Source organism: Micromonospora sp. DT44, assembly GCF_049841635.1.
Classification (GTDB): Bacteria; Actinomycetota; Actinomycetes; order Mycobacteriales; family Micromonosporaceae; genus Micromonospora.
Genome location: NZ_JBNCKS010000040.1, coordinates 20,673 through 44,018 on the forward strand (window position 1 = coordinate 20,673; position 23,346 = coordinate 44,018).

Annotated in this window: 23 protein-coding genes; 15 read left to right on the top strand and 8 right to left on the bottom strand. The window is 72.8% G+C overall.

Going from position 1 to position 23,346, the window contains the following annotated elements:
• Positions 1-137 precede the first annotated feature (137 nt).
• Complete coding sequence (locus tag ACLQ25_RS22330; RefSeq protein ID WP_425732740.1) at positions 138-1,280, top strand: SigB/SigF/SigG family RNA polymerase sigma factor; 1,143 nt, start codon at positions 138-140, stop codon at positions 1,278-1,280.
• 68 nt (positions 1,281-1,348) lie between these two features.
• On the opposite strand, the gene ctaD is transcribed toward ACLQ25_RS22330, so the two are convergent.
• The 5 genes from ctaD to ACLQ25_RS22355 form a co-directional block, all read right to left on the bottom strand.
• A complete protein-coding gene (gene ctaD, locus ACLQ25_RS22335; protein WP_425732741.1) occupies positions 1,349-3,343 on the bottom strand; it encodes a cytochrome c oxidase subunit I in 1,995 nt (664 codons plus the stop codon).
• Between the two features lie 124 nt (positions 3,344-3,467).
• On the bottom strand, positions 3,468-4,196 hold the full coding sequence (locus ACLQ25_RS22340) for an STAS domain-containing protein (RefSeq protein WP_425732742.1): 729 nt from the start codon (positions 4,194-4,196) through the stop codon (positions 3,468-3,470).
• A gap of 92 nt (positions 4,197-4,288) precedes the next feature.
• Positions 4,289-4,750, bottom strand: a complete 462-nt coding sequence (locus tag ACLQ25_RS22345) for a DUF4383 domain-containing protein (RefSeq protein WP_425732743.1) — start codon at positions 4,748-4,750, stop codon at positions 4,289-4,291.
• An 84-nt stretch (positions 4,751-4,834) separates the two neighbouring features.
• Positions 4,835-5,992, bottom strand: a complete 1,158-nt coding sequence (locus tag ACLQ25_RS22350) for a glycosyltransferase (protein WP_425732744.1) — start codon at positions 5,990-5,992, stop codon at positions 4,835-4,837.
• A 49-nt stretch (positions 5,993-6,041) separates the two neighbouring features.
• A complete protein-coding gene (locus ACLQ25_RS22355; RefSeq protein WP_357122207.1) occupies positions 6,042-7,025 on the bottom strand; it encodes a glucosyl-3-phosphoglycerate synthase in 984 nt (327 codons plus the stop codon).
• Positions 7,026-7,246: 221 nt separating this feature from the next.
• Between ACLQ25_RS22355 and ACLQ25_RS22360 the strand changes: the two genes are divergently transcribed.
• The 7 genes from ACLQ25_RS22360 (at position 7,247) to ACLQ25_RS22390 (ending at position 15,950) form a co-directional block, all read left to right on the top strand.
• A complete protein-coding gene (locus ACLQ25_RS22360; protein WP_425732745.1) occupies positions 7,247-8,257 on the top strand; it encodes a Gfo/Idh/MocA family protein in 1,011 nt (336 codons plus the stop codon).
• Positions 8,250-9,338: a zinc-binding dehydrogenase gene (locus ACLQ25_RS22365; RefSeq protein WP_425732746.1), complete on the top strand. Its 1,089-nt coding sequence runs from the start codon at positions 8,250-8,252 to the stop codon at positions 9,336-9,338. The genes ACLQ25_RS22360 and ACLQ25_RS22365 overlap by 8 nt, the downstream gene beginning before the upstream one ends.
• Positions 9,339-9,379: 41 nt before the next feature.
• On the top strand, positions 9,380-11,146 hold the full coding sequence (locus ACLQ25_RS22370; protein ID WP_425732747.1) for an ABC transporter ATP-binding protein: 1,767 nt from the start codon (positions 9,380-9,382) through the stop codon (positions 11,144-11,146).
• Positions 11,147-11,212: 66 nt separating this feature from the next.
• The gene (gene secA2 / locus ACLQ25_RS22375) at positions 11,213-13,504 is read left to right on the top strand and encodes an accessory Sec system translocase SecA2 (RefSeq protein ID WP_425732748.1); all 2,292 of its coding nucleotides are present in this window, start codon (positions 11,213-11,215) and stop codon (positions 13,502-13,504) included.
• A gap of 178 nt (positions 13,505-13,682) precedes the next feature.
• On the top strand, positions 13,683-14,423 hold the full coding sequence (locus tag ACLQ25_RS22380; RefSeq protein WP_425732749.1) for a GAF and ANTAR domain-containing protein: 741 nt from the start codon (positions 13,683-13,685) through the stop codon (positions 14,421-14,423).
• Between the two features lie 128 nt (positions 14,424-14,551).
• The gene (locus ACLQ25_RS22385; RefSeq protein ID WP_425732750.1) at positions 14,552-15,043 is read left to right on the top strand and encodes a DUF2231 domain-containing protein; all 492 of its coding nucleotides are present in this window, start codon (positions 14,552-14,554) and stop codon (positions 15,041-15,043) included.
• A gap of 148 nt (positions 15,044-15,191) precedes the next feature.
• Positions 15,192-15,950, top strand: coding sequence for a class I SAM-dependent methyltransferase (locus tag ACLQ25_RS22390; protein ID WP_425732751.1), 759 nt, complete (start codon positions 15,192-15,194; stop codon positions 15,948-15,950).
• A 703-nt stretch (positions 15,951-16,653) separates the two neighbouring features.
• Here the strand turns inward: ACLQ25_RS22390 and ACLQ25_RS22395 are convergent.
• A complete protein-coding gene (locus tag ACLQ25_RS22395; protein WP_425732752.1) occupies positions 16,654-17,604 on the bottom strand; it encodes a DUF3500 domain-containing protein in 951 nt (316 codons plus the stop codon).
• Positions 17,605-17,619: 15 nt separating this feature from the next.
• The gene (locus ACLQ25_RS22400; RefSeq protein WP_425732753.1) at positions 17,620-18,012 is read right to left on the bottom strand and encodes an ankyrin repeat domain-containing protein; all 393 of its coding nucleotides are present in this window, start codon (positions 18,010-18,012) and stop codon (positions 17,620-17,622) included.
• Between the two features lie 137 nt (positions 18,013-18,149).
• On the opposite strand from ACLQ25_RS22400, the gene ACLQ25_RS22405 reads away from it, so the two are divergent.
• The 7 genes from ACLQ25_RS22405 (at position 18,150) to ACLQ25_RS22435 (ending at position 22,771) form a co-directional block, all read left to right on the top strand.
• Entirely contained in the window at positions 18,150-18,605 is a 456-nt protein-coding gene (locus ACLQ25_RS22405) for a cysteine dioxygenase (RefSeq protein WP_425732754.1), read from the top strand.
• A 37-nt stretch (positions 18,606-18,642) separates the two neighbouring features.
• Positions 18,643-19,131 (top strand): rhodanese-like domain-containing protein, encoded by a 489-nt coding sequence (locus ACLQ25_RS22410; RefSeq protein ID WP_425732755.1) that lies wholly within the window; start codon positions 18,643-18,645, stop codon positions 19,129-19,131.
• A gap of 49 nt (positions 19,132-19,180) precedes the next feature.
• Positions 19,181-19,747, top strand: a complete 567-nt coding sequence (locus ACLQ25_RS22415; RefSeq protein WP_396799402.1) for a winged helix-turn-helix domain-containing protein — start codon at positions 19,181-19,183, stop codon at positions 19,745-19,747.
• Positions 19,748-20,005: 258 nt separating this feature from the next.
• Positions 20,006-20,611, top strand: coding sequence for a winged helix-turn-helix domain-containing protein (locus ACLQ25_RS22420; protein ID WP_425732756.1), 606 nt, complete (start codon positions 20,006-20,008; stop codon positions 20,609-20,611).
• A gap of 44 nt (positions 20,612-20,655) precedes the next feature.
• Positions 20,656-21,303: a uridine kinase gene (locus ACLQ25_RS22425; RefSeq protein WP_425732757.1), complete on the top strand. Its 648-nt coding sequence runs from the start codon at positions 20,656-20,658 to the stop codon at positions 21,301-21,303.
• A gap of 151 nt (positions 21,304-21,454) precedes the next feature.
• A complete protein-coding gene (locus ACLQ25_RS22430; protein ID WP_425732758.1) occupies positions 21,455-21,853 on the top strand; it encodes a TraR/DksA family transcriptional regulator in 399 nt (132 codons plus the stop codon).
• Positions 21,854-21,901: 48 nt separating this feature from the next.
• The gene (locus ACLQ25_RS22435) at positions 21,902-22,771 is read left to right on the top strand and encodes a DUF72 domain-containing protein (protein WP_425732759.1); all 870 of its coding nucleotides are present in this window, start codon (positions 21,902-21,904) and stop codon (positions 22,769-22,771) included.
• A gap of 152 nt (positions 22,772-22,923) precedes the next feature.
• Here the strand turns inward: ACLQ25_RS22435 and cutA are convergent, their stop codons facing one another.
• The gene (gene cutA, locus ACLQ25_RS22440) at positions 22,924-23,247 is read right to left on the bottom strand and encodes a divalent-cation tolerance protein CutA (protein ID WP_425732760.1); all 324 of its coding nucleotides are present in this window, start codon (positions 23,245-23,247) and stop codon (positions 22,924-22,926) included.
• Positions 23,248-23,346 lie beyond the last annotated feature (99 nt).

Here is a 23,346-nt window from a genome sequence, read left to right on the forward strand (position 1 = left end):
CTGATCGCGCTGCGTAGAGATGTTGTCGCCCGCTGGCATCCCAGTCACTGACCCACTTTCCGGCCCGGTGCGTGGCTCGACCACGCGCACGACCGGTTTCCCGATCCGGGCGGGGGACCTTCCTGAGGGAGGCGCGGATGTTCGGACAGACGAGCACGACCACGACCACACCACCACCCACCGAGCGTGGTCTGGAGGACCTCGACGCGGCGGCGCTCGCGTACGCGGCCCGGATCGAAGGGCTGCCGCCGGAGCGGCGACAGGAGGCGCGGGACGACCTGGTCCGCTTCGCGCTGCCGTTCGCCGGCCGGCTGGCCCGCCGTTACCGGGGGCGGGGCGAACCGCTGGAGGACCTGGAGCAGGTGGCCCGCCTGGGGCTGGTCAACGCCGTCGACAGGTACGACCCGGAGCGGGGTTCGTTCACGGCGTACGCGGCGATCACCATCGTGGGCGAGATCAAGCGCCACTTCCGGGACCGCACCTGGGGCGTGCACGTGCCCCGACGGCTGCGCGACCTGATCCTCGAGGTCGGGCAGGCCACCGCCGCGCTGACCAGCGAACTGTCCCGGGCGCCGTCGGTGGCCGAGCTGTCGGCCCGGCTGGAGACGCCGCAGGAGGAGATCCTCGCGGCGCTGGAGTCGGCGGCCGGCTACAGCCCGGCGTCGCTGAACGCGCCGGTCGGCGGGGAGAGCTCCGCGGAGTTCGGCGACCTGGTTGGCGAGTCGGACAACGCCCTCGAATCGGTCGACGACCGGGTGACGGTGAGCGGCCTGCTGCACCGGCTGCCCTGGCGTGAGCGCCGGATCCTGGCCATGCGCTTCTACGGCAACCAGACCCAGGCGGAGATCGCCGCCCGGTTCGGCATCTCGCAGATGCACGTGTCCCGCCTGCTGTCGCGGGCGCTGACCTGGCTTCGGCAGGCCATGCTCGCCGACGCCCCACCGCCCTGGCAGAACGGCGCCGCCGAACCGGATCCGGGCAAGACCCGCATCTCGGTACGGCAGAACGGTGACCGGGTGGTCGTCGAGGTCGGCGGCGAGGTCGACCGCGACGGCGCGGACCAGCTACGCCGCGCGATGTTGGAGGCCGTCACCGGCCAGCCGAGCGAGGTCGTCGTCGACCTGGTCGGGGCGGGCGGGTTCGACGCCGGCGGGATCGCCGCGCTGGTGGCGGGCCGGGAGGCGGCCGAGCGTACCGGCGTGCCGTTGCGGCTGACCCGGGTGCAGCCGGCGGTGCGCCGCTCGCTCACCGCCGCCGGGCTTCCGCCCGCCCGGGACTGATCCGCCGACGACAGCAGCAGGGGCCCGACACCGGACAGGTGTCGGGCCCCTTGGCGCGCGTACGACTCTCAGCGGTCCTCGGTCTCACCGCCGTCGCTGTGCGGGTGCCGCCAGCGTTCGTGTGGTTTCGGCGCGTCCTGCGCGTCCTTCGGCGCGTCGCTCTGCTCGAAGCTGGGCCGGCGTACGCCCTCGGGCTCGGGTACGTCCACGGGGCGGGCGCCGGACTCGGGCGCCGGGTGGTAGCGGGCCGCCTCCGCGGCGCCGTGCGCGCCCTCGGGTGCGGGTGACTCCGGCGCGTGGTGCTCGAGGTGTATCTCGTCGCCGAACTGCTGGGGCGGCTTCGTGGTGCGCTGCGGCAGGTCCCGGCCCAGGTCGGCGACGAGGGGGCCGTACTTCAGGTCGAACGCCGGCCGTTCGGAGCGGATGCGGGGCATCTTGTCGAAGTTGCGCAGCGGCGGCGGGCAGGTGGTGGCCCACTCCAGCGAGTTGCCGAAGCCCCACGGGTCGTCCACCGTGACTATCGCCCCGTACCGCCAGGACTTCCAGGCGTTGTAGATGAAGAAGAGCGTGGACAGGCCGAGGATGAACGCGAAGATGCTGGAGATGGTGTTCAGCGTGGTGAAGCCGTCGCTGGGCAGGTAGTCGGCGTACCGGCGGGGCATGCCCTCGGCGCCCAGCCAGTGGTGCACCAGGAAGGTGCCGTGGAAGCCGATGAACATCGTCCAGAAGTGCGCCTTGCCGAGCCGCTCGTCGAGCAGCCGCCCGGTCATCTTCGGCCACCAGAAGTAGTAGCCGCCGAAGAGCGCGAAGACCACCGTGCCGAACACCACGTAGTGGAAGTGCGCCACGACGAAGTAGCTGTCGTGGGTGTGCCAGTCGACCGGCGGGCTGGCCAGCAGCACCCCGGTGAGGCCGCCGAGAAGGAAGGTCACCAGGAAGCCGATGGCGAACAGCATCGGCGTCTCGAAGGTGAGCTGCCCCTTCCACATGGTGCCGATCCAGTTGAAGAACTTCACTCCGGTGGGCACCGCGATCAGGTAGCTCAGGATGCTGAAGAACGGCAGCAGCACCTGCCCGGTGGCGAACATGTGGTGCGCCCACACGGTCATCGAGAGCACGGTGATGGCGATGGTGGCCAGCACGATCCCGGTGTAACCGAACAGCGGTTTGCGGGAGAACACCGGGATGATCTCGGTGATGATGCCGAAGAACGGCAGCGCGATGATGTAGACCTCGGGGTGCCCGAAGAACCAGAACAGGTGCTGCCAGAGCATCGGCCCGCCGGTGGCGGGGTCGTACACGTGCGCGTTGAGCAGCCGGTCGGCCGAGAGCGCCAGCAGCGCGGCGGCCAGCAGCGGGAACACGAGGATCACCAGCACGCTGGTGAACAGCATGTTCCAGGTGAAGATCGGCATCCGGAACATGGTCATGCCGGGCGCGCGCAGGGTCAGGATCGTGGTGATCAGGTTGACCGCGCCGAGGATGGTGCCCAGGCCGGAGACGACCAGGCCGAGCACCCACATGTTCGCGCCCACGCCGGGACTGTGGTCGACGTCGCTCAGCGGGCTGTACGCGGTCCAGCCGAAGTCCGCCGAGCCGCCCGGCGTGATGAAACCGCCGATCACCATGAGGCCGCCGAACAGGTACAGCCAGTACGCCAGCGCGTTGAGCCGGGGGAACGACACGTCCGGCGCGCCGATCTGGATCGGCACGATGAAGTTGGCGAATCCGAAGGCGGCGGGCGTCGCGAACAGCAGCAGCATGACCGCGCCGTGCGAGGTGAAGAGCTGGTTGTACTGCTCGGAGGAGAGGAACTGCAGGCCCGGCCGGGCCAGCTCGGCGCGCATCAGCATCGCCTGCAGGCCCGCGACCAGGAAGAACCCGAAGGAGGTCAGCAGGTACAGCACACCGATCTGCTTGTGGTCGGTGGTGGCGAGGAACTTGATCAGGGAGTTGCCGGGGACCGGCGTCCGCAGCGCCCCGGGAAAGCCCCCGAAGCGGGCCGGTGCCAGGATCGCCGGGCCCCGATCGCGAACGGGTTCCGTGGTTACCCGCTTGGGCATGGCTGCTCACCCCGTCGTGACGGCAGAAAGGACGGGCGTGCCTACCCGACCCTCGCACCATGTAACCAGGCTTAAGCGGTAATTTCGGTTAGATCGCCGGTACCGGTCGAAGCGCCCCGCGGCTTCAGGTCGCCGGCAGCATCGCCCAGACCGCCTTGCCCTGACCCGCCGGCACGCTGCCCCACCGCTGCGCCAGCTCGCGGACCAGCAGCAGCCCGCGGCCACCCTCGGCCCGCAGGTTCAGGCCGGCGAGTTGGGCCTCGGTCGGGCTGCCGTCCACCACGGCCAGGTGCAGGTACGGCCGCCGCAGCGTCACGGTCACCTGCATGGGGGTGCCCACGTGCCGGACGACGTTGCCGACCAGCTCGGTGAGCACGAGAGCCGCCGGGCCGGCCGCGTCGGGCAGGTTCCACCGGGCGCACGCCTCGCCGACCAGCTCCCGAGCCCGCCGGCACGCCTCCGCCACCGGCTCAAACCGGGCGCGGATCCGCAGCGCTCCCTGCGCGCCGGCCACCCTCGTCGCCTCCGCGCAGTCCTGGGAGACCGGAACCACCCGGCACGTCGTCGACTCGGCGAGCCACCGGGCGGCGGCCGGCGGCGGGGCGCAGAGCACCACCGGCACGGCCGGCCATTCCTCGGCACGCCGGGCCGTCGCCGCGAAGACCGACAGCGCCAACCGGTCCCGCACGGTCACGTGGGCGAGGTCGACCACCAGCGCCTCCGGCTGGGTCGCCAACGCGCCGTCCAGCGCCTGGTGCACCGACCGCATGGTGCCCAGGTCCAGGGCGCCGGTGAGCCGGACGACCGCCACCGGTGCCGTGTCGCGCACCTCGCAGGTGATCCGGCTGGCCATCGGCACGCCCTCGATTCGCTGGTGGGTCGGGATCTGCCCACTACCCGAGGTTCCGCGCCATCAAACCGGACCGATCGCCATGGCGACGCGGCTCACGGTCGGCGGGGCCGCGCGGTCAGCAGACCCAGCGCGATCAGACCGAGGCCCAGGCCGAGGTGCAACCAACCGTCGGCGGCGTTGACCGGCAGGACGTTCGCGCCGGTGTCGTGGTCCACCGCCAGTCCGTAGAGCCAGAGCACCAGGTAGACCGCGCCACCGCCGACCAGGAAGGTCCGCGCGCCGCCGACCGTCCGCGCCAGCGCCAGGCCGACGACCCCGAACAGCAGGTGTACGAGGTTGTGCAGCACCGACACCTGGAAGGCGCCGAACAGGAACGCGCCCGAGGTGTGGCCCGCGAAGCGCAGGTTCTGCGTACCGCTGGTGATCCCCGGGACGAAGCCGAGCACACCGACCAGCAGGAACAGCACGGACGCGGTGCTGGCCGCGCGGCGGACCCGCGGCTTGCCGTCGGCCGGGTTCGCCCGGGCCCGGGAGTGCGCCATCGGTCCGACCATCACCGGCTCCCTCGCTGCGCGGCAGGCGTACGCGTGCGCCTACCCGTCGCCGCCGGGGGCAAACGCGCCGGCGGCGACTGCGGCTCAGACCGGTTGCAGGCGGGGCGCGGTCGCCAGATCGCGGACCCGCTGGTACAGCTCGATGTAGCGCTGGGCCATCACGGCGGGCGTGAACCGCTGTGCCGCGACCCGGCGGCACTCGTGCGGGTCGAGCAGGTCCGCGCCCAGCACCAGATCGGCCAGCTCGTCCTCCTCGGTGGTGAGCAGGCCGGTGCGTCCGTGCTCGATCAACTCGGGCAGGCAGCCCCGGGCGGTGGCCACCACGGGCGTACCCAGGGCCAGCGACTCGACCACGGCCGTACCCCCCGGCTCCTCCCAGCGCAGCGGGAACAGCGAGGCGCGGGCGCTGGCCAGCAGGTCGTCGCGCTCCTGCCCGGCCACGGTGCCGACCCAACGGACCAGGTCGCCGTCGACGTGCGGCGCCACCTCGTCGAGGAAGAACCGTACGTCCGGATTCTGCCGGGCCTCGTCGCCGGCCGCCGCCAGGTCCGCCGGCCGGTGGTACGGCCCCACGGGACCGGCCAGCACCAGCGGTACGCCGATCTTCCGCGCGAGCCGCGCGCCCACGTCCTGCCCCTTGCCCGGGTTGATCCGACCGAGGATGAGCAGGTGGTCGCCCTTGGGCGGACCGGGCCGACGGTCGGCGTCCACGGCCAGCGGGGTGGACAGGTGCACGTGACCCACCGAGTGCTCCCGCAGCGCCAGCGGCGCCCGGGCCAACTGCGACGCCGAGACGCCGTTGACCCGGACCCGGTCGCCGCCGTCGAGAGTGCCGTAGAGCGCGGGGTGCTTCGCCAGGTCCCAGTGCAGGGTGTGCAGCACCGGCGGCCCGGACGGTCCCATCGCGGTGAGCGTGGCCAGCCCGACCGCCTCCACGTGGTCGTGCACCAGGTCGATGTCGTCGCGGGAGTGCAGCTCGCGGACCACCCCGGCCAGGTGTGCCTGCGCGATGCCGCAGACCTGGTTGTAGGGCCGTTGCAGCGCGCCGAACTGCCCGTCGGAGAAGACCGACACCTTCTCGTCCACCGGCAGAGCGCTGGACTCCACCGAGGCGAGCACCACGCGGACGCCGAGCCGCCGCAGCTCCGGCACCAGGGTCGCGATCACGTTCTCGATCCCCCCGTACCCGGGTGGGGGCACCGACAGCCACGGGCCGGCGTTCATCAGCACGGTGAGGCTCATCGGCGGTCCTTTCGTACCCGGGCGGTGGCCGGCGGACGAACCGGGGCGCTCACGCGGCCGCCACCCGTCGGCGGGGGAGCCGGTGGCGCAGCTCGGCCAGCGGCGGGCGCTCCTCGATGGACACGTCGCTGACCACGACCTCCCGGTCCAGGTTGGGCAGCGTGTCGGAGCCGCCCCGGCGGAACTGGGTCAGCAGCGCCTCCGGCATCAGGCCGGGGGTCGCCCAACCGCGTCGTTGCAGCCGGGACCACGCGGTCAGCATGATCTGCGCGGACATCCGGCCCAGCGCCGCCGTGTCCTGGTGACGGTGTTTGCGTTCGCCCAGGTCGACCTGCGCCAGCGCGTCCAGACCGACCAGGTCCAGCAGGTCGATCATCATGGCGGTCTCCACGCCGTACCCGGAGACGAACGGCACCCGGGCCAGCACGTCGCGGCGGCCGGCGTACTCACCGGCGAGCGGCTGCACGAAGCCGGCCAGTTCGGGCCAGAAGAGGTTGAGCAGCGGCCGGGCCATCAGTTCGGTCACCCGTCCGCCGCCGTCCTGTTCCACCGTGGCGGATCCGACGAGCGGGCGGTGGTAGAAGCCCTTCACGAAGTCCACCGACGGATCGGTGAGCAGCGGCCCGAGCAGGCCGGTGACGAAGTGCGGGCGGAACTCCCGCAGGTCGGCGTCGATGAACGCCACCACGTCGCCCCCGGCGGCGGCCAGCCCCGCCCAGAGCGCGTCGCCCTTGCCGGTGAGCCGGGGCAGGCCCCGGGTCATCGCGTCCTGGCTGACCACCTCCGCGCCGGCGGCCCGGGCCACCTGGGCGGTACGGTCGGTCGACCGTGAATCCACCACGATCAGCTCGTCGACGAGCGCTACCCGGTCCATCAGGTGCTCCCGGATGGTCGACACGATCGCGCCGACAGTCGCCTCCTCGTTGCGCGCCGGCAGCACCACGCTGACCCGGCTCTCGCCCTTGGCGCGAAGCAACCGGCGTGCCGGCCAATCCGCCGCCGACGTGGTCCGGTACGTGGCCCACGCCTCCACCACCGGTGACACGGTCGTATCCCGCACGGGCACCCCCTCTTTTCGTGCGTGGAACAAGCAGGGCTCTAGTTCCCACTTGCCACCTCGCGCTAACCGTTCCCAGGGCAACAGCTTGATCACGACGTGACATCGGCGCGTTCCCGGGGGATGAACGTTTGATTGCGCGCATGCCAGGGGACTGCTCCCGTTGAAGCCGAAACGTTCTCGGAAGAGGTTGTCGAATGGTCAGCTGTCGGGTGGGTCTGGTCGGTGCCGGGGGAGTGGCGCAGCGTCATGCGCGGGTGCTGTCCGGATTTGACGACGTCGAGATCGTGGGGGTCACCGACGTGGTTCCGGAGGCGGCGGCCGCGCTGGCCGCGCGGCACGACGCGCGGACCTTCACCGACGTGGCCGAGCTGCTGGCCGCCGGCCCTGACGCGGTGTACGTCTGCGTGCCGCCCTTCGCGCACGGTCCCGCCGAGGAGGCGGTGATCGACGCCGGGGTGCCGATGTTCGTGGAGAAGCCCGTCGCTGTCGACCTGGGCACCGCCGAACGCATCGCCGACCTCGTCGCCCGGCGCGGACTGCGCACCGCCGTCGGGCACCACTGGCGTTACCTGAGCGTGCTCGACACGGCCCGTGAGCTGCTCGCCGACCGTCCGGTGCGGATGGTCAGCGGCGCCTGGCTGGACAAGGTGCCGCCGGTCGCCTGGTGGTCGCGGCGCGACCGGTCCGGCGGCCCGGTCGTCGAGCAGGCCGCCCACGTGCTGGACCTGATCCGGGTGCTGGCCGGCGAGGTGACCGAGGTCACCGCGTACGGCGACGGCACGCCACCGCCCGTCGACGGCGCCGACATCGACTCGGTGACCACCGCCACGCTGCGCTTCGCCAGCGGCGCGGTCGGCACGCTCAGCGCCGCCTGCGTGCTCGGCTGGAAGCACCACGCCGGCCTGGAGATCCTCGCCGACGGGTTGGCCCTGTCGCTGGGCGAGGACGGCCTGCTGATCCGTGACGCCGACGGCGAACGGCACGTTCCGGCCGATCCGGAGGCCGCCCGGGTGGCGGTGGACCGCGCGTTCGTCGACGCCGTCCGCGGTGTCGGCGACGACGTTCGGGTCCCGTACGCCGAGGCAGTGAAGACCCAGCGGCTCGCCCTCGCGGTGGCCGACTCGGCCCGCGGTGGCCGGACGATCCGACTCAGCACGCCCGCCGATTCGGGCGCCCTGAGCACCGGGGTGACCGTCGATGCGTGATCGGGTCGTCGCGGTCACCGCTCCCGGTCGGGTGGAGATCGTCGAGCAGGACGCCGCGCCGCTGCGGCCCGGCACGTTCCGCGTCGAGACGCTGTTCAGCGGCGTCTCCGCCGGCACCGAGCTGAGCTACGTCAAGGGCACGAACCCCTACCTGAACGTCACCTGGAACGCCGACCTCGGGCTCTTCCAACCCGGCGCGGCCAGCACCCCGTACCCGGTGACCCGGCTGGGTTACATGCAGGTGGGCCGGGTGGTGGAGAGCGCGACCCCGGCGGTGGCGGTGGGCACGGTCGGCGCGATGACGTACGGGCACCGCACGGGCTGGCTGGCCGACCCGGTCGCCGAACGGTTCGTGCCGCTGCCCGACGACCTGGACCCGCTGCTCGGGGTCTACGTCGCGCACATGGGTCCGATCTGCGCGAACGGTCTGCTGCACGCCGCCGCCGACCTGCACGGCGCGGACGTCCGCTCGCTCGGCGACGGGGTACGCGGCCGGCGGGTCGCGGTGGTCGGCGCCGGAGTGGTGGGCCTGCTGACCGCCCTGCTGGCCCGCCGGCACGGCGCCGCGTCGGTGGTGGTGCTCGACCCGACCCCACAGCGTCGTCGGGTCGCCGACGCGCTCGGCCTGGAATCGCTCGACCCCGAGGCGGACGACCCCGCCGTGGTGCTGAAGACCCGGTGGGCCCACGTCGCCGGCGACCGGGGCGCCGACGTGGTGTTCCAGTGCCGGGGGCAGGCGTGGGCGTTGCACCTCGCGCTGCGGCTCCTGCGCCCGCAGGGCACCGTGATCGACCTGGCCTTCTACCAGGGCGGCGCGGACGCGGTCCGGCTCGGCGAGGAGTTCCACCACAACGGCCTGGCCCTGCGCTGCGCGCAGATCGGACGAGTACCGCGCGGGCTCGCGCCCACCTGGGACCGGGAACGGCTCTCCGCCGAGACCGTCGACCTGCTGCGGACGTACGGGGACGTCATCCGCAAGCACCTGGTCTCGGCGGTGGTCCCGTTCGACGAGGCGCCCACCCTGCTCAGCGACCTGGCTGATCGCCGCCGACAGGAGCTACAGGTGGTCCTGGCCGGCTGAGGAGCCGTCGCGGGGTGAGGGGGCCGGCTACCGTTCGCCCCATGAGCACCTCGACGGACACGTCGGTCGACAGCCGCCCGATCGGTCTACGCGCCCTGCTGCCGTACCTGCGCGAGCATCGGGGCACCCTCGTCGTGGTGGGCGTGCTGTCGCTGGCCGGTTCGGCGGCGTCGCTGGCCCAACCGCTGCTCACCCGGTCAGTCCTCGACCGGATCGGCCGCGAGCACCCGGTCTGGTGGCTGGTGGCGGTGCTGGTGGGGCTCGTGGTGCTCGGCGCGGCGATCGGCGGCCTGCGCGACTACCTGCTGCAACGCACCGCCGAAGGGCTGGTGCTGGGCACCCGGCGACGGCTGGCGGCCCACCTGCTGCGGCTCCCCATCGCCGAGTACGACCAGCGGCGCACCGGCGACCTGCTCTCCCGGGTGGGCTCGGACACCACCCTGCTGCGGGCGGTGGTCACCTCCGGGCTGTTCGAGACCGTCACCGGGGCGGTGATGGTGGTCGGGGCGGGCACCGCGATGGTGCTGCTCGACCCGCTGCTGTTCGGCGTCACCCTGCTCGGGGTGGGCCTCGGGCTGGGCTTCGCGGCGACCTTCGCCCGGCGGGTCCGGGCGTTGGCCCGCGCCGCCCAGGAGCGGGTCGGCGAGATGACCTCGGCGGTGGAGCGGGCGATCTCGGCGGCCCGGACCATCCGGGCCAGCCGGGCCGAGGCGCGGGAGGCGGACACCGTCGCCGTGAGCGCCCGCGAGGCGTACGGGGCGGGGTTGCGGGTGGCCCGGGTGCAGGCGCTGATCGGCCCGATCGGCTCGGTAACCGTGCAGGGGGCGTTCCTGCTCGTGCTCGGCATCGGCGGGGCGCGGGTCGCCGCCGGGGCGATCTCCGTCGGCGATCTGGTCGCCTTCGTCATGTACCTGTTCCTCCTGGCGTTGCCGCTGGGCCAGGTGCTGCGCGCGTACACCCAGTTGCAGTCCGGTCTGGGCGCCCTGCAGCGGATCGAGGAGATCCTGGACGTGCCGGCGGAGGGCGCGGCGGACCGACCGACGGCCGGGCCCGCGACGACGACCCCACGCCGGGCCGCACCCATGATCGAGTTCGACCGGGTCGGGTTTGGCTACCCGGGCGGCGCGTCGGTGCTGCACGACGTCAGCTTCGCGGTGCCGACCGGCACCCGTACCGCCCTGGTCGGCCCGTCGGGCGCCGGCAAGTCGACGCTGCTGGCCCTGGTCGAGCGCTTCTACGAGGTGAGCGCCGGCGCGGTCCGGGTCGACGGCGTGGACGTGCGGGAGCTGCCCCGCGACGCGCTGCGGGCACGCCTCGGCTACGTGGAGCAGGAGGCGCCCGTGCTCGCCGGCACGCTGCGCGAGAACCTGCTGATCACCGCCCCCGACGCGACGGACGACCGGTTGCGCGACGTCCTGGACGAGGTCAACCTCACCCACCTGGCCCAGCGCACTCCGCAGGGCCTCGACGTGCAGGTGGGGGAGGGCGGGGTGCTGCTCTCCGGGGGTGAGCGGCAGCGGCTGGCCATCGGCCGGGCCCTGCTGGCCGGCCCGCCGGTGCTGCTGCTCGACGAGCCGACCAGCAACCTCGACGCGCGCAACGAGGCCGCGCTGCGCCGCGCCATCGACGCGGTGGCCGTGCGTCGTACGCTGTTGATCGTGGCGCACCGACTCGCCACCGTGGTGGACGCCGACCAGATCGTCGTCCTCGACGGCGGCCGGGTGGTGGCCGTGGGCACCCATGCCGAACTGACCGCCACCGACCCGCTCTACCGGGAGTTGGCCACCCATCAACTGCTGGTCGCCTGAGTGGGCCCAACTTGCCGGGCGGCCGGGCCGCCCGTGGCGGTCGAGAATCGCGTACCGTTGCCGCTCATGGGTGTGTCGCAACGGTTCAAGAGCAAGTTCCGGCGTTTCCTCCAGCGCCCGGGATCAACCGTGGATCTTGCTCCGCTGGAGAAGCTGCTGCCGGCGATCGCGACGCGCGAGGACGACCTCGCCGCGCTGGACGACGCCGAGTTGACCGAGGCCGCCGGCGCCGCCACCGGCTACGAGGAGATCTGCGCGGTCGGCCGCGAGGCCGCCCACCGGGGCCTCGACCAGCGGCCGTACGACGTGCAGTTGCTCGGCGCGATGGCGCTGCTCTCCGGCAAGGTCGCCGAGATGGCCACCGGTGAGGGCAAGACGCTGACCGCCACCATTGCCGCGTACGGGCACGTCCGGCTGGGCAACGGCCCGGTGCACGTGCTCACCGTCAACGACTACCTGGCCCGCCGTGACGCCCAGTGGATGGAGCCCGTCTACCGGCTGCTCGGCCTGACCGTCGGCTGGGTCAACGAGGCGTCCACGCCCCAGGAGCGGCGCGACGCGTACTCGTGCGACGTCACCTACATCTCGGTCAGCGAGGCGGGGTTCGACTACCTGCGCGACCAGCTCGTCACCGACGTCGAAGACCGCGTGCAGCCGGTGCTGACCACGGCGATCATCGACGAGGCGGACTCGATCATGATCGACGAGGCCCGGGTGCCGATGGTGCTCGCCGGCGCGGTGCCGGGCGAGCAGGACCCGGTGCACGCCGCCGCCGCGCTGGTGCGCGGCCTGCGCAAGGGTCGGCACTACACGGTCGCCGAGGACGGGCGCAGCGTGGCGTTCACCTCCGCCGGCCTGGCCGCCGTCGAGGCCAAGCTCGGCATCGACCTGTACGACGAGGAGCACGTCGAGCAGCTCTCCGCGGTCCACGTGGCGCTGCACGCCCAGACCCTGCTGCACCGTGACGTGGACTACATCGTCCGGGACGGCTCGGTCGAGCTGATCGACGAGATGCGCGGCCGGGTGGCCCAGCGGCGCCGCTGGCCCGACGGGCTCCAGGCGGCGGTCGAGGCCAAGGAAGGGCTGGACGCCACCGCCGAGGGCGAGGTGCTCGGCACCATCGCCGTGCAGGCGTTCATCGCGCTCTACCCGAAGGTGTGCGGCATGACCGCCACCGCGGTGCTGGTCGGCGACCAGCTGCGGGAGTTCTTCAACCTCGAGGTCGCGGTGATCCCGCCGAACACGCCGTGCGTCCGCGAGGACGAGCAGGACCGGATCTACGCCACCCGCGCCGAGAAGGACGAGGCGCTGATCGACGAGATCCGCCGCTGCCACGACGCCGGGCGGCCGGTGCTCGTCGGCACCCTGGACGTCAAGGAGTCCGAGGCACTGGCCGCCGGGCTCAACGCGGCCGGCGTGTCCTGCGTGGTGCTGAACGCCAAGAACGACGACGAGGAAGCGGCGATCATCGCCGAGGCCGGCGCGTACGGCGCGGTGACGGTCTCCACCCAGATGGCCGGCCGGGGCGTCGACATCCGCCTCGGCGGCAGCGACCAGGCCGACCGGGACCGGGTGGCCGAGCTGGGCGGCCTCTACGTGATCGGCAGCGGTCGGCACGACAGCCGCCGCGTCGACGACCAGCTGCGGGGTCGCGCCGGCCGGCAGGGCGACCCGGGCGGCTCGGTCTTCTTCGTCAGCCTGGAGGACGACCTGGTCGTCCGGCACGCCGCCGACGCGGTGCCCCCGTCGCCGCGGATGAACGCGGACGGTTTGGTCACCGACGAGCAGGTCGACTACGCGGTCGAGCACGCCCAGCGGGTCGCCGAGGGCGTCAACCACGAGATCCACCGCAACACCTGGCGCTACAGCGTGGTGATCGAGCAGCAGCGCATCGCCCTGGCCGCCCGCCGCGAGCGCCTGCTGACCAGCGACGTGGCTGCCCTGATGCTGCTGGACAAGGAGCCCGAGAAGGCCGGCGAGATGGACGAGGACCTGCTCGCCCGGGCGGCCCGCTCGATCGCGCTCTTCCACCTGGACCGGCTCTGGGCCGAGCACCTCGCCGAGCTGTCCGAGGTCCGCGAGGGCGTGCACCTGCGGGCGCTGGGGCGGCTCGACCCGCTGGACGAGTTCCACCGGGCGGCGGTGCCGGCCTTCAACAACCTCGTCCCGGAGATCGAGGCGCGCACCATCGCCACGTTCAACGAGACCGAATTCGATGAGGATTGGGAGCCCGAGAACGGCACCCTGGTCCGTCCGACCGCCACCTGGACGTACCTGGTGCACGACAACCCGTTCGGCTCCGAGCTCGACCGGTTGATCGCCTCGATCGGTCGGCGGCTCAGCGGCGCGTCGCGCTGACCTGACCCACGGGGCCTCTGTCGTACCTCCGGGTAGGGCAGAGACCCCTCCTCGCGCCGTTTCGATCCCGGTTTGCGAGGGTAGTAGGGCTGGTCGGTCAAGGCGGAAGAGAGCAGACGATGGCACACGTGACGACGTCGGCGGGATGGGCGCGAGGGCGTACGAGGGCAGTGCGACGGTGAACCTGGACACGCGGGAACCGGTGGTCGAACGACTCGGTGTGCTGGAGACAGCCGCGCTGTTGCGGGAGCTGACCGCCGGCCTGATCAGCCTGACCGATTTCGATGAGGCGCTGCTGGCGCTGGTCCGGGTCACCCGGGACGCGGTGGCCGGGGTGCGCTGGTGTGGGTTCACCGCGCTGCGCGCCGGCGAGCCGGCCAGCCTGGCCACCTCCGACGATCGGCTGGCCGGCCTCGACGACCTGCGTCACGGGCCCGACACGCCGGCCATGAGCGCGATCCGACGCCGCGAGATGATCCTCGCGGTCGACCTGGCCGGCGAGCCACGGTGGCCGACCTGGACGCCGCGCGCCCGTGACCTCGGCGTCCGAGGGGTGATCTCCGCGCCGGTGGACATCGACGACCAGGTCATCGGGGCGATCAACCTGTACGCCGCCGCGCCCGACGTGCTCACCCCACAGCACCAACTCACCGCGATGCTGCTCGCCGAACACGCCGGTCTGCTGCTGGCCGCCGTCCGGGACCGGGGCCGCCAGCAGGCGCTTGCCGGTGAGCGGGACGCCTCGCTCCTGCACGAGGGTGTCGTCGGCCAGGCGATCGGAGTGATCATGACGCAGCGGGGGTGCCCGGCTGCCGAGGCCCTGGACGTGCTGCGTACCGCCGCCTCGTCGCTGGACATACCGCTGCGCGAGGTCGCCGAACGCCTCGTGCGGACAGTCTCCCGCCCCCGCGAGAGCTGACCGTCGACCGGCACGGGTGGATGCCCGTTCTCCCGGTCGGCGGCGAGTCGGGCGGCATCGTTTCACCTCTCGGGCGCTCGGGTAGCACTCTGGTACTGGTGGACTGCGCCTGACCCTGGGGAGGACCGATGCAGAGCCGGCTGCGGGTGCAGGGGCACCCCATCCAACCGATGTTGGTGACGTTCCCGCTCGGGCTCTTCGTCAGCGCCACGGTCTTCGACCTCACCGATGTCGCCGGCGGGCCGGTCTTCCTCGGCGAGGTCGGCTACTGGACCGGCGTCGCCGCCCTCTTCGCCGCCGCCATGACGGCCATCGCGGGCATGGTCGACCTGTGGGACGTGCCGGTCGACGGCACCCGCCGTACCGCCATCGCCTTCAACCTGGTGAACGCGGCCATGGCAGGGCTGTTCCTGATCACCAGCCTGGTCCGCGCCCACTCGCCGGATCGTGGCGCGACGGCCGCGATCCTGTCCACCGAGCTGGTGGCGCTGACCGCCGGCGGGGTCGGCGTGTACCTGGGCGCGCGGCTCATGCGCCAGTTCGACGGGGGTCGCGTCGAGACCGGCAGCCTGGACACTCTCGGCGGTGGCACGGTCGAGGTCGTCCGCCCCCGCCCGTGATCGGCTCGGTCTTTGCGTGATCGACTCGGTTTCCGGAAAGTCGGGGCGTTGGCGGCTCGGTGACCGGACGGCTTCCAGGAACGCGAGTCGATCAAGCGCCGGGTAAATGGATTGCCGCTCGGGTGGCGTGCCGGCGAGGCTGATCGCCGTGACTGACGCGCGTACCGCCGAGGACCTGATCGCGGAGGCCGCCGCCGCGCCCGTCGACGGGTGGGGTTTCGACTGGCTGGCCGGCCGGGCCACCGAAGAGCGTCCACCGTGGGGGTACGCCCGGCTCGTCGCCGACCGGATGGGTCGCGCCGCCGCCGCGCTGGACGTGGACACCGGCGGGGGCGAGGTGCTTGCCGAGATCCCGTACCTGCCGAAGGTGCTGGTGGCCACCGAGGCGTGGCCGCCGAACGTCCTGGTGGCACGACGGAACCTGCACCCGCTCGGCACGACGGTGGTGGCGGTCGCGCCGGACTCGGCGCTGCCCTTCGGCGACGACTCGTTCGACCTGGTGGTGAGCCGGCACCCGGTACGCACCGACTGGGCGGACACGGCCCGGGTGCTGCGCCCCGGGGGGACGTACCTGTCACAGCAGATCGGGCCGGGCACCATGCGGGAGCTGAGCGAGGCGATCCTCGGCCCGCTGCCACCCTCGGACGCCCGGCACCCCGAGGAGGCGGTCGCTTCCGCTGAGTCGGCGGGCCTGCGCGTGGTCGATCTACGCCGGGCCACACTGCGCGCGACGTTCCACGACATCGGCGCGGTGGTCTGGTTCCTGCGCAAAGTGGTCTGGACCGTGCCGGGCTTCGACGTGGACCACCACTGCGTGCCGCTCCTCGCCCTGCACCGCCGCATCGTCGAGCAGGGCCCCTTCGTAGCCCACGCCCAACGCTTCCTCATCGAAGCAACCCACCCCTAGCTCCACCCCGGGACGCCCGCGCCCCCACCCCGCGCCCCGAGCCCGCGCCCCGACCCCGCGCCCCGCGCCCCGCCCTCCCCCCCCCGCCCGGCCCGGCACCCCGACCCCGACCCCGGCACCCCCGCCCTCCCGCCGGACCCCGCGCCCCGACCCCCGCCTGCGCCCCCGTACCTCCCGCCGATCTTGCACATACTGTCGACGTTATGCCCCATCGACACCTTTAGTCGCCACAGAAACCGCAAGATCGACGAGAAGGGGACGGGGCAGTCGAGGGCGGGGACAGGTGCGGGTGCGGGTGCGGCATCGCCGGGGCGGCGCCTCTCCGCCGCCTGCCGATCATGGACTTGTGGTGGACGATATGCACTTGCTCGCGACCTTCGTTCCCACCACGCCTCCATGATCGGCCGGGGGCGTGGCGTGGTGGCGGCATCGCCTGGGACGGCACCCTCCGCCGCCTGCCGATCATGGACTTGTGGTGGGCGTTATGCGCCCTTTTTGGACCCTTCGTTCCCACCACAACTCCATGATCGACGGGTCGGGGCCGGGCCGGGTCGGGTCGGGGCCGGGCCGGGCCGGGGCCGGGGCCGGGCCGGGCGGTCCGGGGTCGGGGTCGGGGTCGGGCGGGGTGCAGGCCGGGGCCGGGGTGGGGCCGGGGGCCGGGGTGGGGCCGGGGGCAGAGGCGGGGCCGGGGGCGGGGGACGGGTTAGTGGGGGTGGGAGTTGTGGTGGGCGGCCAGGATGTCGGCGCCGAAGTCGCTGGCGGGGCGGCGGAGCACGGTGTGCGCGTGGTTGCCGTCGTCGCTGGTGTTGTCGTACTCGATCAGCAGGTTGTCGCCCTGCACCCGGTAGTAGTGGCGCTGCCCCGGGTTGGTCGGCCCGGCCCAGGCGAAGTGCAGCGGGCCGCCGGCGAGGCGGGTCGCCTCGCGTACGGCCAGTTCGGTCGGTAGCCGGTCCAGGTAGAGCGCGACGACCTGGTCGAGCAGCGCCCGGCCGGTGGGGCTGAGTCGGTCGGCCGGTACGCCGAGGGGTTCGAGTGGCCCGTCGACGCGGGGGCGGGTGGCGCTGATGATGTCCGTCGGGGCCTCGTCGGCGATGATCGCGGCGGCCCGTCCGGCGGGGCCCAGGGCGTCCAGCAGGGCGCGGCCCAGGTCCTCTTCGACGCCGAGCGGTCGGGAGACGGGCCGTCCGGCGTACCGCACCGCGGCCGGATTGGCGCCGAAGAAGACCGGGGCGGGGGAGACCTGGTCGTCCACGACGGTCATGGTCACCGACAGGTGGTGCCCTTCGAGCCGCCACGCCCAGCGGTCGTCGCGCGCCGGGTCGCCGAACACGGCGATCCAGTAGTCGCCGCTGTGCCGCCCGCGACGCCACCCCTCGGCCCGGTCCAGGACCTCCTCCAGCGCGATGATCGCCATGGCCTGGGCGTACGCCGATGGGCTGAGGGCGGTGGCCAGCAGCCGGTGCGCGGCCTTGCGCCCGGCGACGTCCAGCGCGGCGAGGCAGACGCCGGGGCGCGGGCGCGGCCGGTACTCCAGCCAGCGCCGGGCCGGCTCGTCGTCGAAGGGGTACACGGCGTCGGCGCGGGTCGCGGGGGCGAGCGCGGTCAGCAGGGCGCTGCCGGCGGCACGCATCTGCTCGGGCAGGGGATCTTCCACCGCCCCTGTATACCGTCAGTCGGCCTGCAGCAGCCGCACCATGTCCGGCAGGTCGAAGAACTGCGCGGTCTCCAGGGCGGAGGGATTGCCGTACGCCGGGTCGGCTCCGGCGGCGAGGAGCGCGCGGACCGCGTCGGCGCTGCTGCGAAAGACCGCGGCGGCCAGGGCGCTCTGACCCCGGTCGTTGGTACGGGTGTGGTCCGCGCCCCGGGCCAGCAACGCGGCCACCGTGTCGGGCTGGGAGTGGTAGGCGGCCAGGATCAGCAGGGTGTCGCCCTTGTCGTTGGTGAGGTTGACCGGCAGGCCGGCGTCGACCTGGGCGGCCAGTTCGTCGGCGGCGCCCGCGCGGGCCAGGTCGAACATCCGGTGCGCGAATGCCAGGGTCTCGGCGTCGAGGTCGTCGGTCACCGGTCCAGGCTAGGGCGCGGCGGAGGACTCCGCACCCGCGCCGGCCATCTCGGCATGTGGAATTACCTACTAAACCTATAGGCTTTGCCGTCTAGAGTACGGGGGCACCCCACGCACCGACCCGCGAGGAACCACCGATGACCCACGATCGCCCGGACACCGACCTGCTCGCCGTCGCCGCCCGCTGGGCCGACCCGGGCGGCTGGCCGGTGACGCTGCGCTTTGATCCCAGCGAACGCTGGTACGCCCGGCTCGCCACCGCAGACGACCACGAGGTGTGGGCGCTGAGCTGGCTGCCCGGCCAGGGCACCGACCTGCACGACCACGGCGGCTCCGCCGGCGCGTTCCGGGTGGTCGCCGGCGCCCTCACCGAGGAGACGGTCAGCCGGGGACGGCTGCTGCCCCGCGTGCTGCCCGCCGGTACCGGCCGTCGCTTCGGCGCTCGCCACGTCCACCAGGTCACCAACCGCGGCGCGGACCCGGCGGTCAGCGTGCACGTCTACCGGCCGGCGTTGCGCCGGATGACCCGCTACGACCTCTTCGACGGGCGGCTGCGCGCCGCCGAGGTCGCCGAGGCCGGCCGGTCCTGGTGAATCGCTCCGACCCTCTCGTTCCCGGAAGGATTCGATAATGCAGCTCACCGCCGAGCAGTGTCCGGCGCCCGTGCCCCCGCCGGGCTCCCGGGGCATCGACGAGATCCTGGCGGCCGCGCGTGCCCGGCTCGACCGGCTGGACCCGGAGCGGGCGCACCTCGCCTACCGGGCCGGGGCACTGCTGGTCGACATCCGGCCGGCGGCCCAGCGCGCCGCGCACGGCGTCGTGCCCGGCGCGCTCACGATCGAGCGCAATGTGCTGGAGTGGCGCTTCGACCCGCGCTGCCCGGCCCGACTGCCCGAGGCCGTCGACTACGACGTGCCGGTGGTGATCCTCTGCCAGGAGGGCTACACGTCGTCACTGGCCGCCGCCGCGTTGCAGGACATCGGCCTGCATCGGGCCACCGACGTCGACGGCGGGTTCGCCGCCTGGCGCATCGCCGGCCTGCCGGCGCTCGGTCCGACCCCCCTGCACCGCGTAACCCCCCTCGCGCCCCCGGTCACCGCCGGCTGGGCGCGCCGCTGACCCCCACGCCGCACCGGGCGTGGCGGGCGTACCGCCATCAGGAGGCACGATGTCCGTCGTCGCGATCCCCACCCGTCCCTACTCGCCGGGTCACCCGGGACGGGCCGTCGGCCGCCCGCGCACCGGCCCCACCCTGACCATCACCCTCGATCTGGCCCCCGGTCCGATGAGCCCCCGGCTGGCCCGGCTGGTGCAGCTGCTCGGCGAGCTGGCCGAGGCCGGCGAGGGTCGGCTGGGCCCCGCCGACGACGTACCGCAGACGCCGCGACCGCTCGCGCGCCCCACCGTCGTCGAGGCGTCCGCGGTGGCCGACGCCGCCGACGTCCGCATCCTGGCCGGCTCGCGGACCGTCCGGCACGGCGACCGGGTGGTCGCCCTCACCCGCATCGAGTACGACCTGCTGCTCTTTCTCGCCGAGCGCCCGCACCGGGTCTTCACCCGCCTGCAGCTGCTGTCGAACGTCTGGGGCTACGAGCACGCGGTGGCCCGGACCGTGGACGTGCACGTCCGGCGGCTGCGCGCCAAGCTCGACGGCGCGGAGGTGGTCACCACCGTCTACGGGGTGGGTTACCGGCTGGGCGACGAGGCGCGGATCAGCGTGGACCACACCCGCTGAGCGGGCCGGGTGGCCGGCCGGGGCGTGGTGGCATCCGCATGGTGAACAGGACGGGGACCCCCGTAACCAGGCACCCGGGTGGCTCTGCTGTAATCATCTGGCTTCGTACGCAGAGCGAGCGTCTGGCTCCGATGCGTTCGTCGATTGTCACATTCATGCAACGCCGCCGCCTCTTGACCCTCGCCCGGACGCCGGGAAGCATCGATGAAGCGGCGTCCCGGGCCGTGGGGAGATACCCGGACCAGCCCAAGGAGGACCATGTCGGTCAGCCCCGCCTCGTCGCGCGCCGGATGGCATACGTCCCAGCCCGCGGTGCCCGGTCGACCTCCCGGCGGTCAACGCCGCCCGGCGAACACCGCCGCGCCCGTGCTCACCGTGACGCTGTCCATCCCGCTGACTTGCGAGGAGTCGCTGACGCCGCCGGCCCTGCGGCTGCTCGAAGCCGCGCGTGAGCTGCTCGAACGCGGCGAGGGCGTGGTCACCAGCTCCGTTCCGGCCGAGCGCCGCGCCGACGGTGTGCCGGCCAACCGGTCACCCGTGTGGGCCCTCACCCCGACGATCCCCGCCCTGCACATCCTCGCGTCGTCCCGGTCGGTGCTGCGCGACGACGAGCCGGTGCCCCTGACCCGGTTGGAGTTCGACCTGCTGCTGCACCTCGTCGCACACCCCCGCCGCGTCTTCACCCGGCTGCAACTGCTCAACGCCGTGTGGGGCTACGAGCACGCCGGGGTACGCACCGTCGACGTGCACGTGCGCCGGCTGCGCGGCAAGGTCGGCGTCGACGTACCCCTGGTCACCACGGTCTACGGCGTGGGCTACCGGCTGGCCGACGACGCGCGCGTCACCGTCGACCGCACCGGCTGACCGCCACCACCGCTCGCCGCTTCCAGGCGGGGCAGGATGGACCGGTGCGCATCCGTCCCATCTCGCCCGACCTGCTCGTCGCCGAACTGACCGGCCGCCTCGCCGACGCCTCGGCCACCGTCGAGCCCGCCCGGCTGCGCGTCGCCGTCGACGGCGCTCCCGCCGCCGGCCCGGACGAGCTGGCCGCCGCGCTTGTCGACCCGGTGCGCGCCCGGGGTCGTCCGGTCCTGCACGTACGCGCCGACGACTTCCTCCGGCCCGCGTCGCTGCGCTTCGAACTCGGCCGCACCAACCCGGACGCCTACTACGAGGGCTGGCTCGACGAGGCGGGCCTGCGCCGTGAGGTGCTCGACCCGGCCGGCCCCGGCGGCGAAGGGCGGGTGCTGCCGTCGCTGTGGGACCCGGTCGCCGACCGGGCCAGCCGCGCCGCGTACGTCGACCTGCCGCCGGGCGGCGTGGTCCTGGTCAGCGGTGCGCTCCTGCTCGGCGGAGCGTTGCCGTTCGACGTGACCGTCCACCTTCAGGTGTCGACGGCGGCCCTGCGCCGCCGGACCGATCCGGCCCGGGGGTGGACCCTGCCGGCCTTCGACCGTTACGCCGACGAGGTGGTTCCCGCCAGCTTCGCCGACGTGGTCGTACGCGCCGACGACCCCCGCCATCCCGCGCTCGTCGAAGCTGCCGGCGAGGACTGAAATTGGCTCGTTTGCGGGCCGTGTCCGGCGGGTACTCGCCCGGCTCACAGAGCGTGGGTGATCGCCCGCGTACCGCATGCGACCGCTACCCGGGGCACCACGCCGCCGGACCCGGTTCACGGGAACCACAGGCCAGGAAAGGCAGGCAGCGATGCTCGTCCACGACACGGTCGACACCGGCCGCTCCCAGACGGAGATCGACCAGATCCGGCAGTCCCTGCAGGCGCGCTACGACGACCTGACGGCGGAGTACGACCACGCCGTCCTGCAGAGTCAGGTGCTGCGTCTGGTGGAGGTCGGCGACACCGCCGGCGACGACCAGGCCGACAGCGGCACCAAGACGGCCGAGCGGGACACCGCCCAGTCGCTCCTGCGGACGATCCTCGACCGACGCGCCCAGTACGAGCACGCTCTGGGCCGCCTCGCCGAGGGCACGTACGGCTGGTGCGAGGGCTGCAAGGCGGCGATCCCGGTCGAGCGGCTGGAGATCTTCCCGGCCGCCACCACCTGTGTCACCTGCAAGCAGACCCGCGAACGGCGGGCGGCCTGACCGACGGCGGCGGTTGCCGGTCGGTCCGCGACACGATGGACTCCACCCATGGGTGACATTCTGGTGGGCACCGCGTCCTGGACCGACCGCACGCTGCTCGACTCGGGCTGGTATCCCCAGACGGCGGACAACCCTGAGAAACGCCTCGCGTACTACGCCCGGCAGTTCCCGCTGGTCGAGGTGGACGCGACCTACTACTCGCCGCCGGCCGAGTCGACCGCGCGGCTCTGGGTCGACCGCACGCCGGCCGGATTCACGTTCAACATCAAGGCGTTCAGCCTGCTGACCGGCCATCCCACCCGGGTCAACGCGCTCTACAAGGACCTGCGACCGGAGACCGACAAGAAGAACATCTACCCCGACGACCTGCCGGCGCAGGCGTACGAGGAGGTGTGGACGCGCTTCCTGTCCGCGCTGGACCCTCTCGTGGAGGCGGGCAAGCTGGGCGCGCTGCTGTTCCAGTTCCCGCCCTGGTTCACGATCAAGCGGGCCAACAAGCAGTACCTGCTGGAGGTGGCGAAGCGCTGCGCCCCGCTGCTACCGGTCTACGAGTTCCGGCACGCCTCCTGGTTCGACGGCGACAACGCCGACGAGACGCTGACGTTCCTGCGCGAGCACGATCTGTCGTACGTCTGCGTGGACATGCCCCAGGGGCACCGCTCGTCGGTGCCCCCGATCCTGGCCGCCACCGGGCACCTGGCCGTGATGCGCTTTCACGGCCACAGTGACAAGTGGACCAGCAAGGACATCCACGAGAAGTTCGGCTACCACTACTCCAAGCGGGAGCTCAAGGACTGGGCCCCCAAGCTGCGTGAGCTGGCCGACTCCGCCGGCCAGACCCACGTCCTCATGAACAATTGTTACCGCGACTACGCGCAGACGAACGCGACAACACTCATTGGCTTACTGAGCGGGTAGGACCTGCGTGCCTCCGCCAAGCTGTTCGCGCCTCGGATCGGGGACGTGGCGAGCAGGCTCGCCGTGACCGAGCCGCCTCGTTCCTCAGCCGCTTAGCGCCACACGCCAGCATGACCTGCGTCATTGAGCTGCGGGCGCTGGCCGCGAAGCGTCTAACCGCCCCCGACCGTCCGTCTGACCCAGTCGAGGTAGGCGGCCGAGCCGTGAAGGACAGGCACGGCGGTGACCTGCGGGTTATCCCACGGGTGGGCGTCAATCAGGTACGCCTCCAGCTGTGGGTACCGGTCGGCTGTGGTGTACAGCAGCACCGGCCACTCCTCGCCGTTGCCCTGCTCGCCGAGGTGCCAGAACACGCCGGTGACCGGACCTGTCACCTGCGCGCCTGCGGCCAGGCGTGCGGCTGTTGCTCCTTCGGCTAGCTGCACTGCCGCCTCGCGGGTGGGCGCGGCTGTGGACACCTGCACGTAGTCGCTCACCGGCACAGGCTAGCGGGGTGGGTGTCCGCGGACAGGTGCGGACAAGGCGGCGGATAGCCGCTATCGCCCGACTGGCGAACGGTTCGCCAGGATCGATCC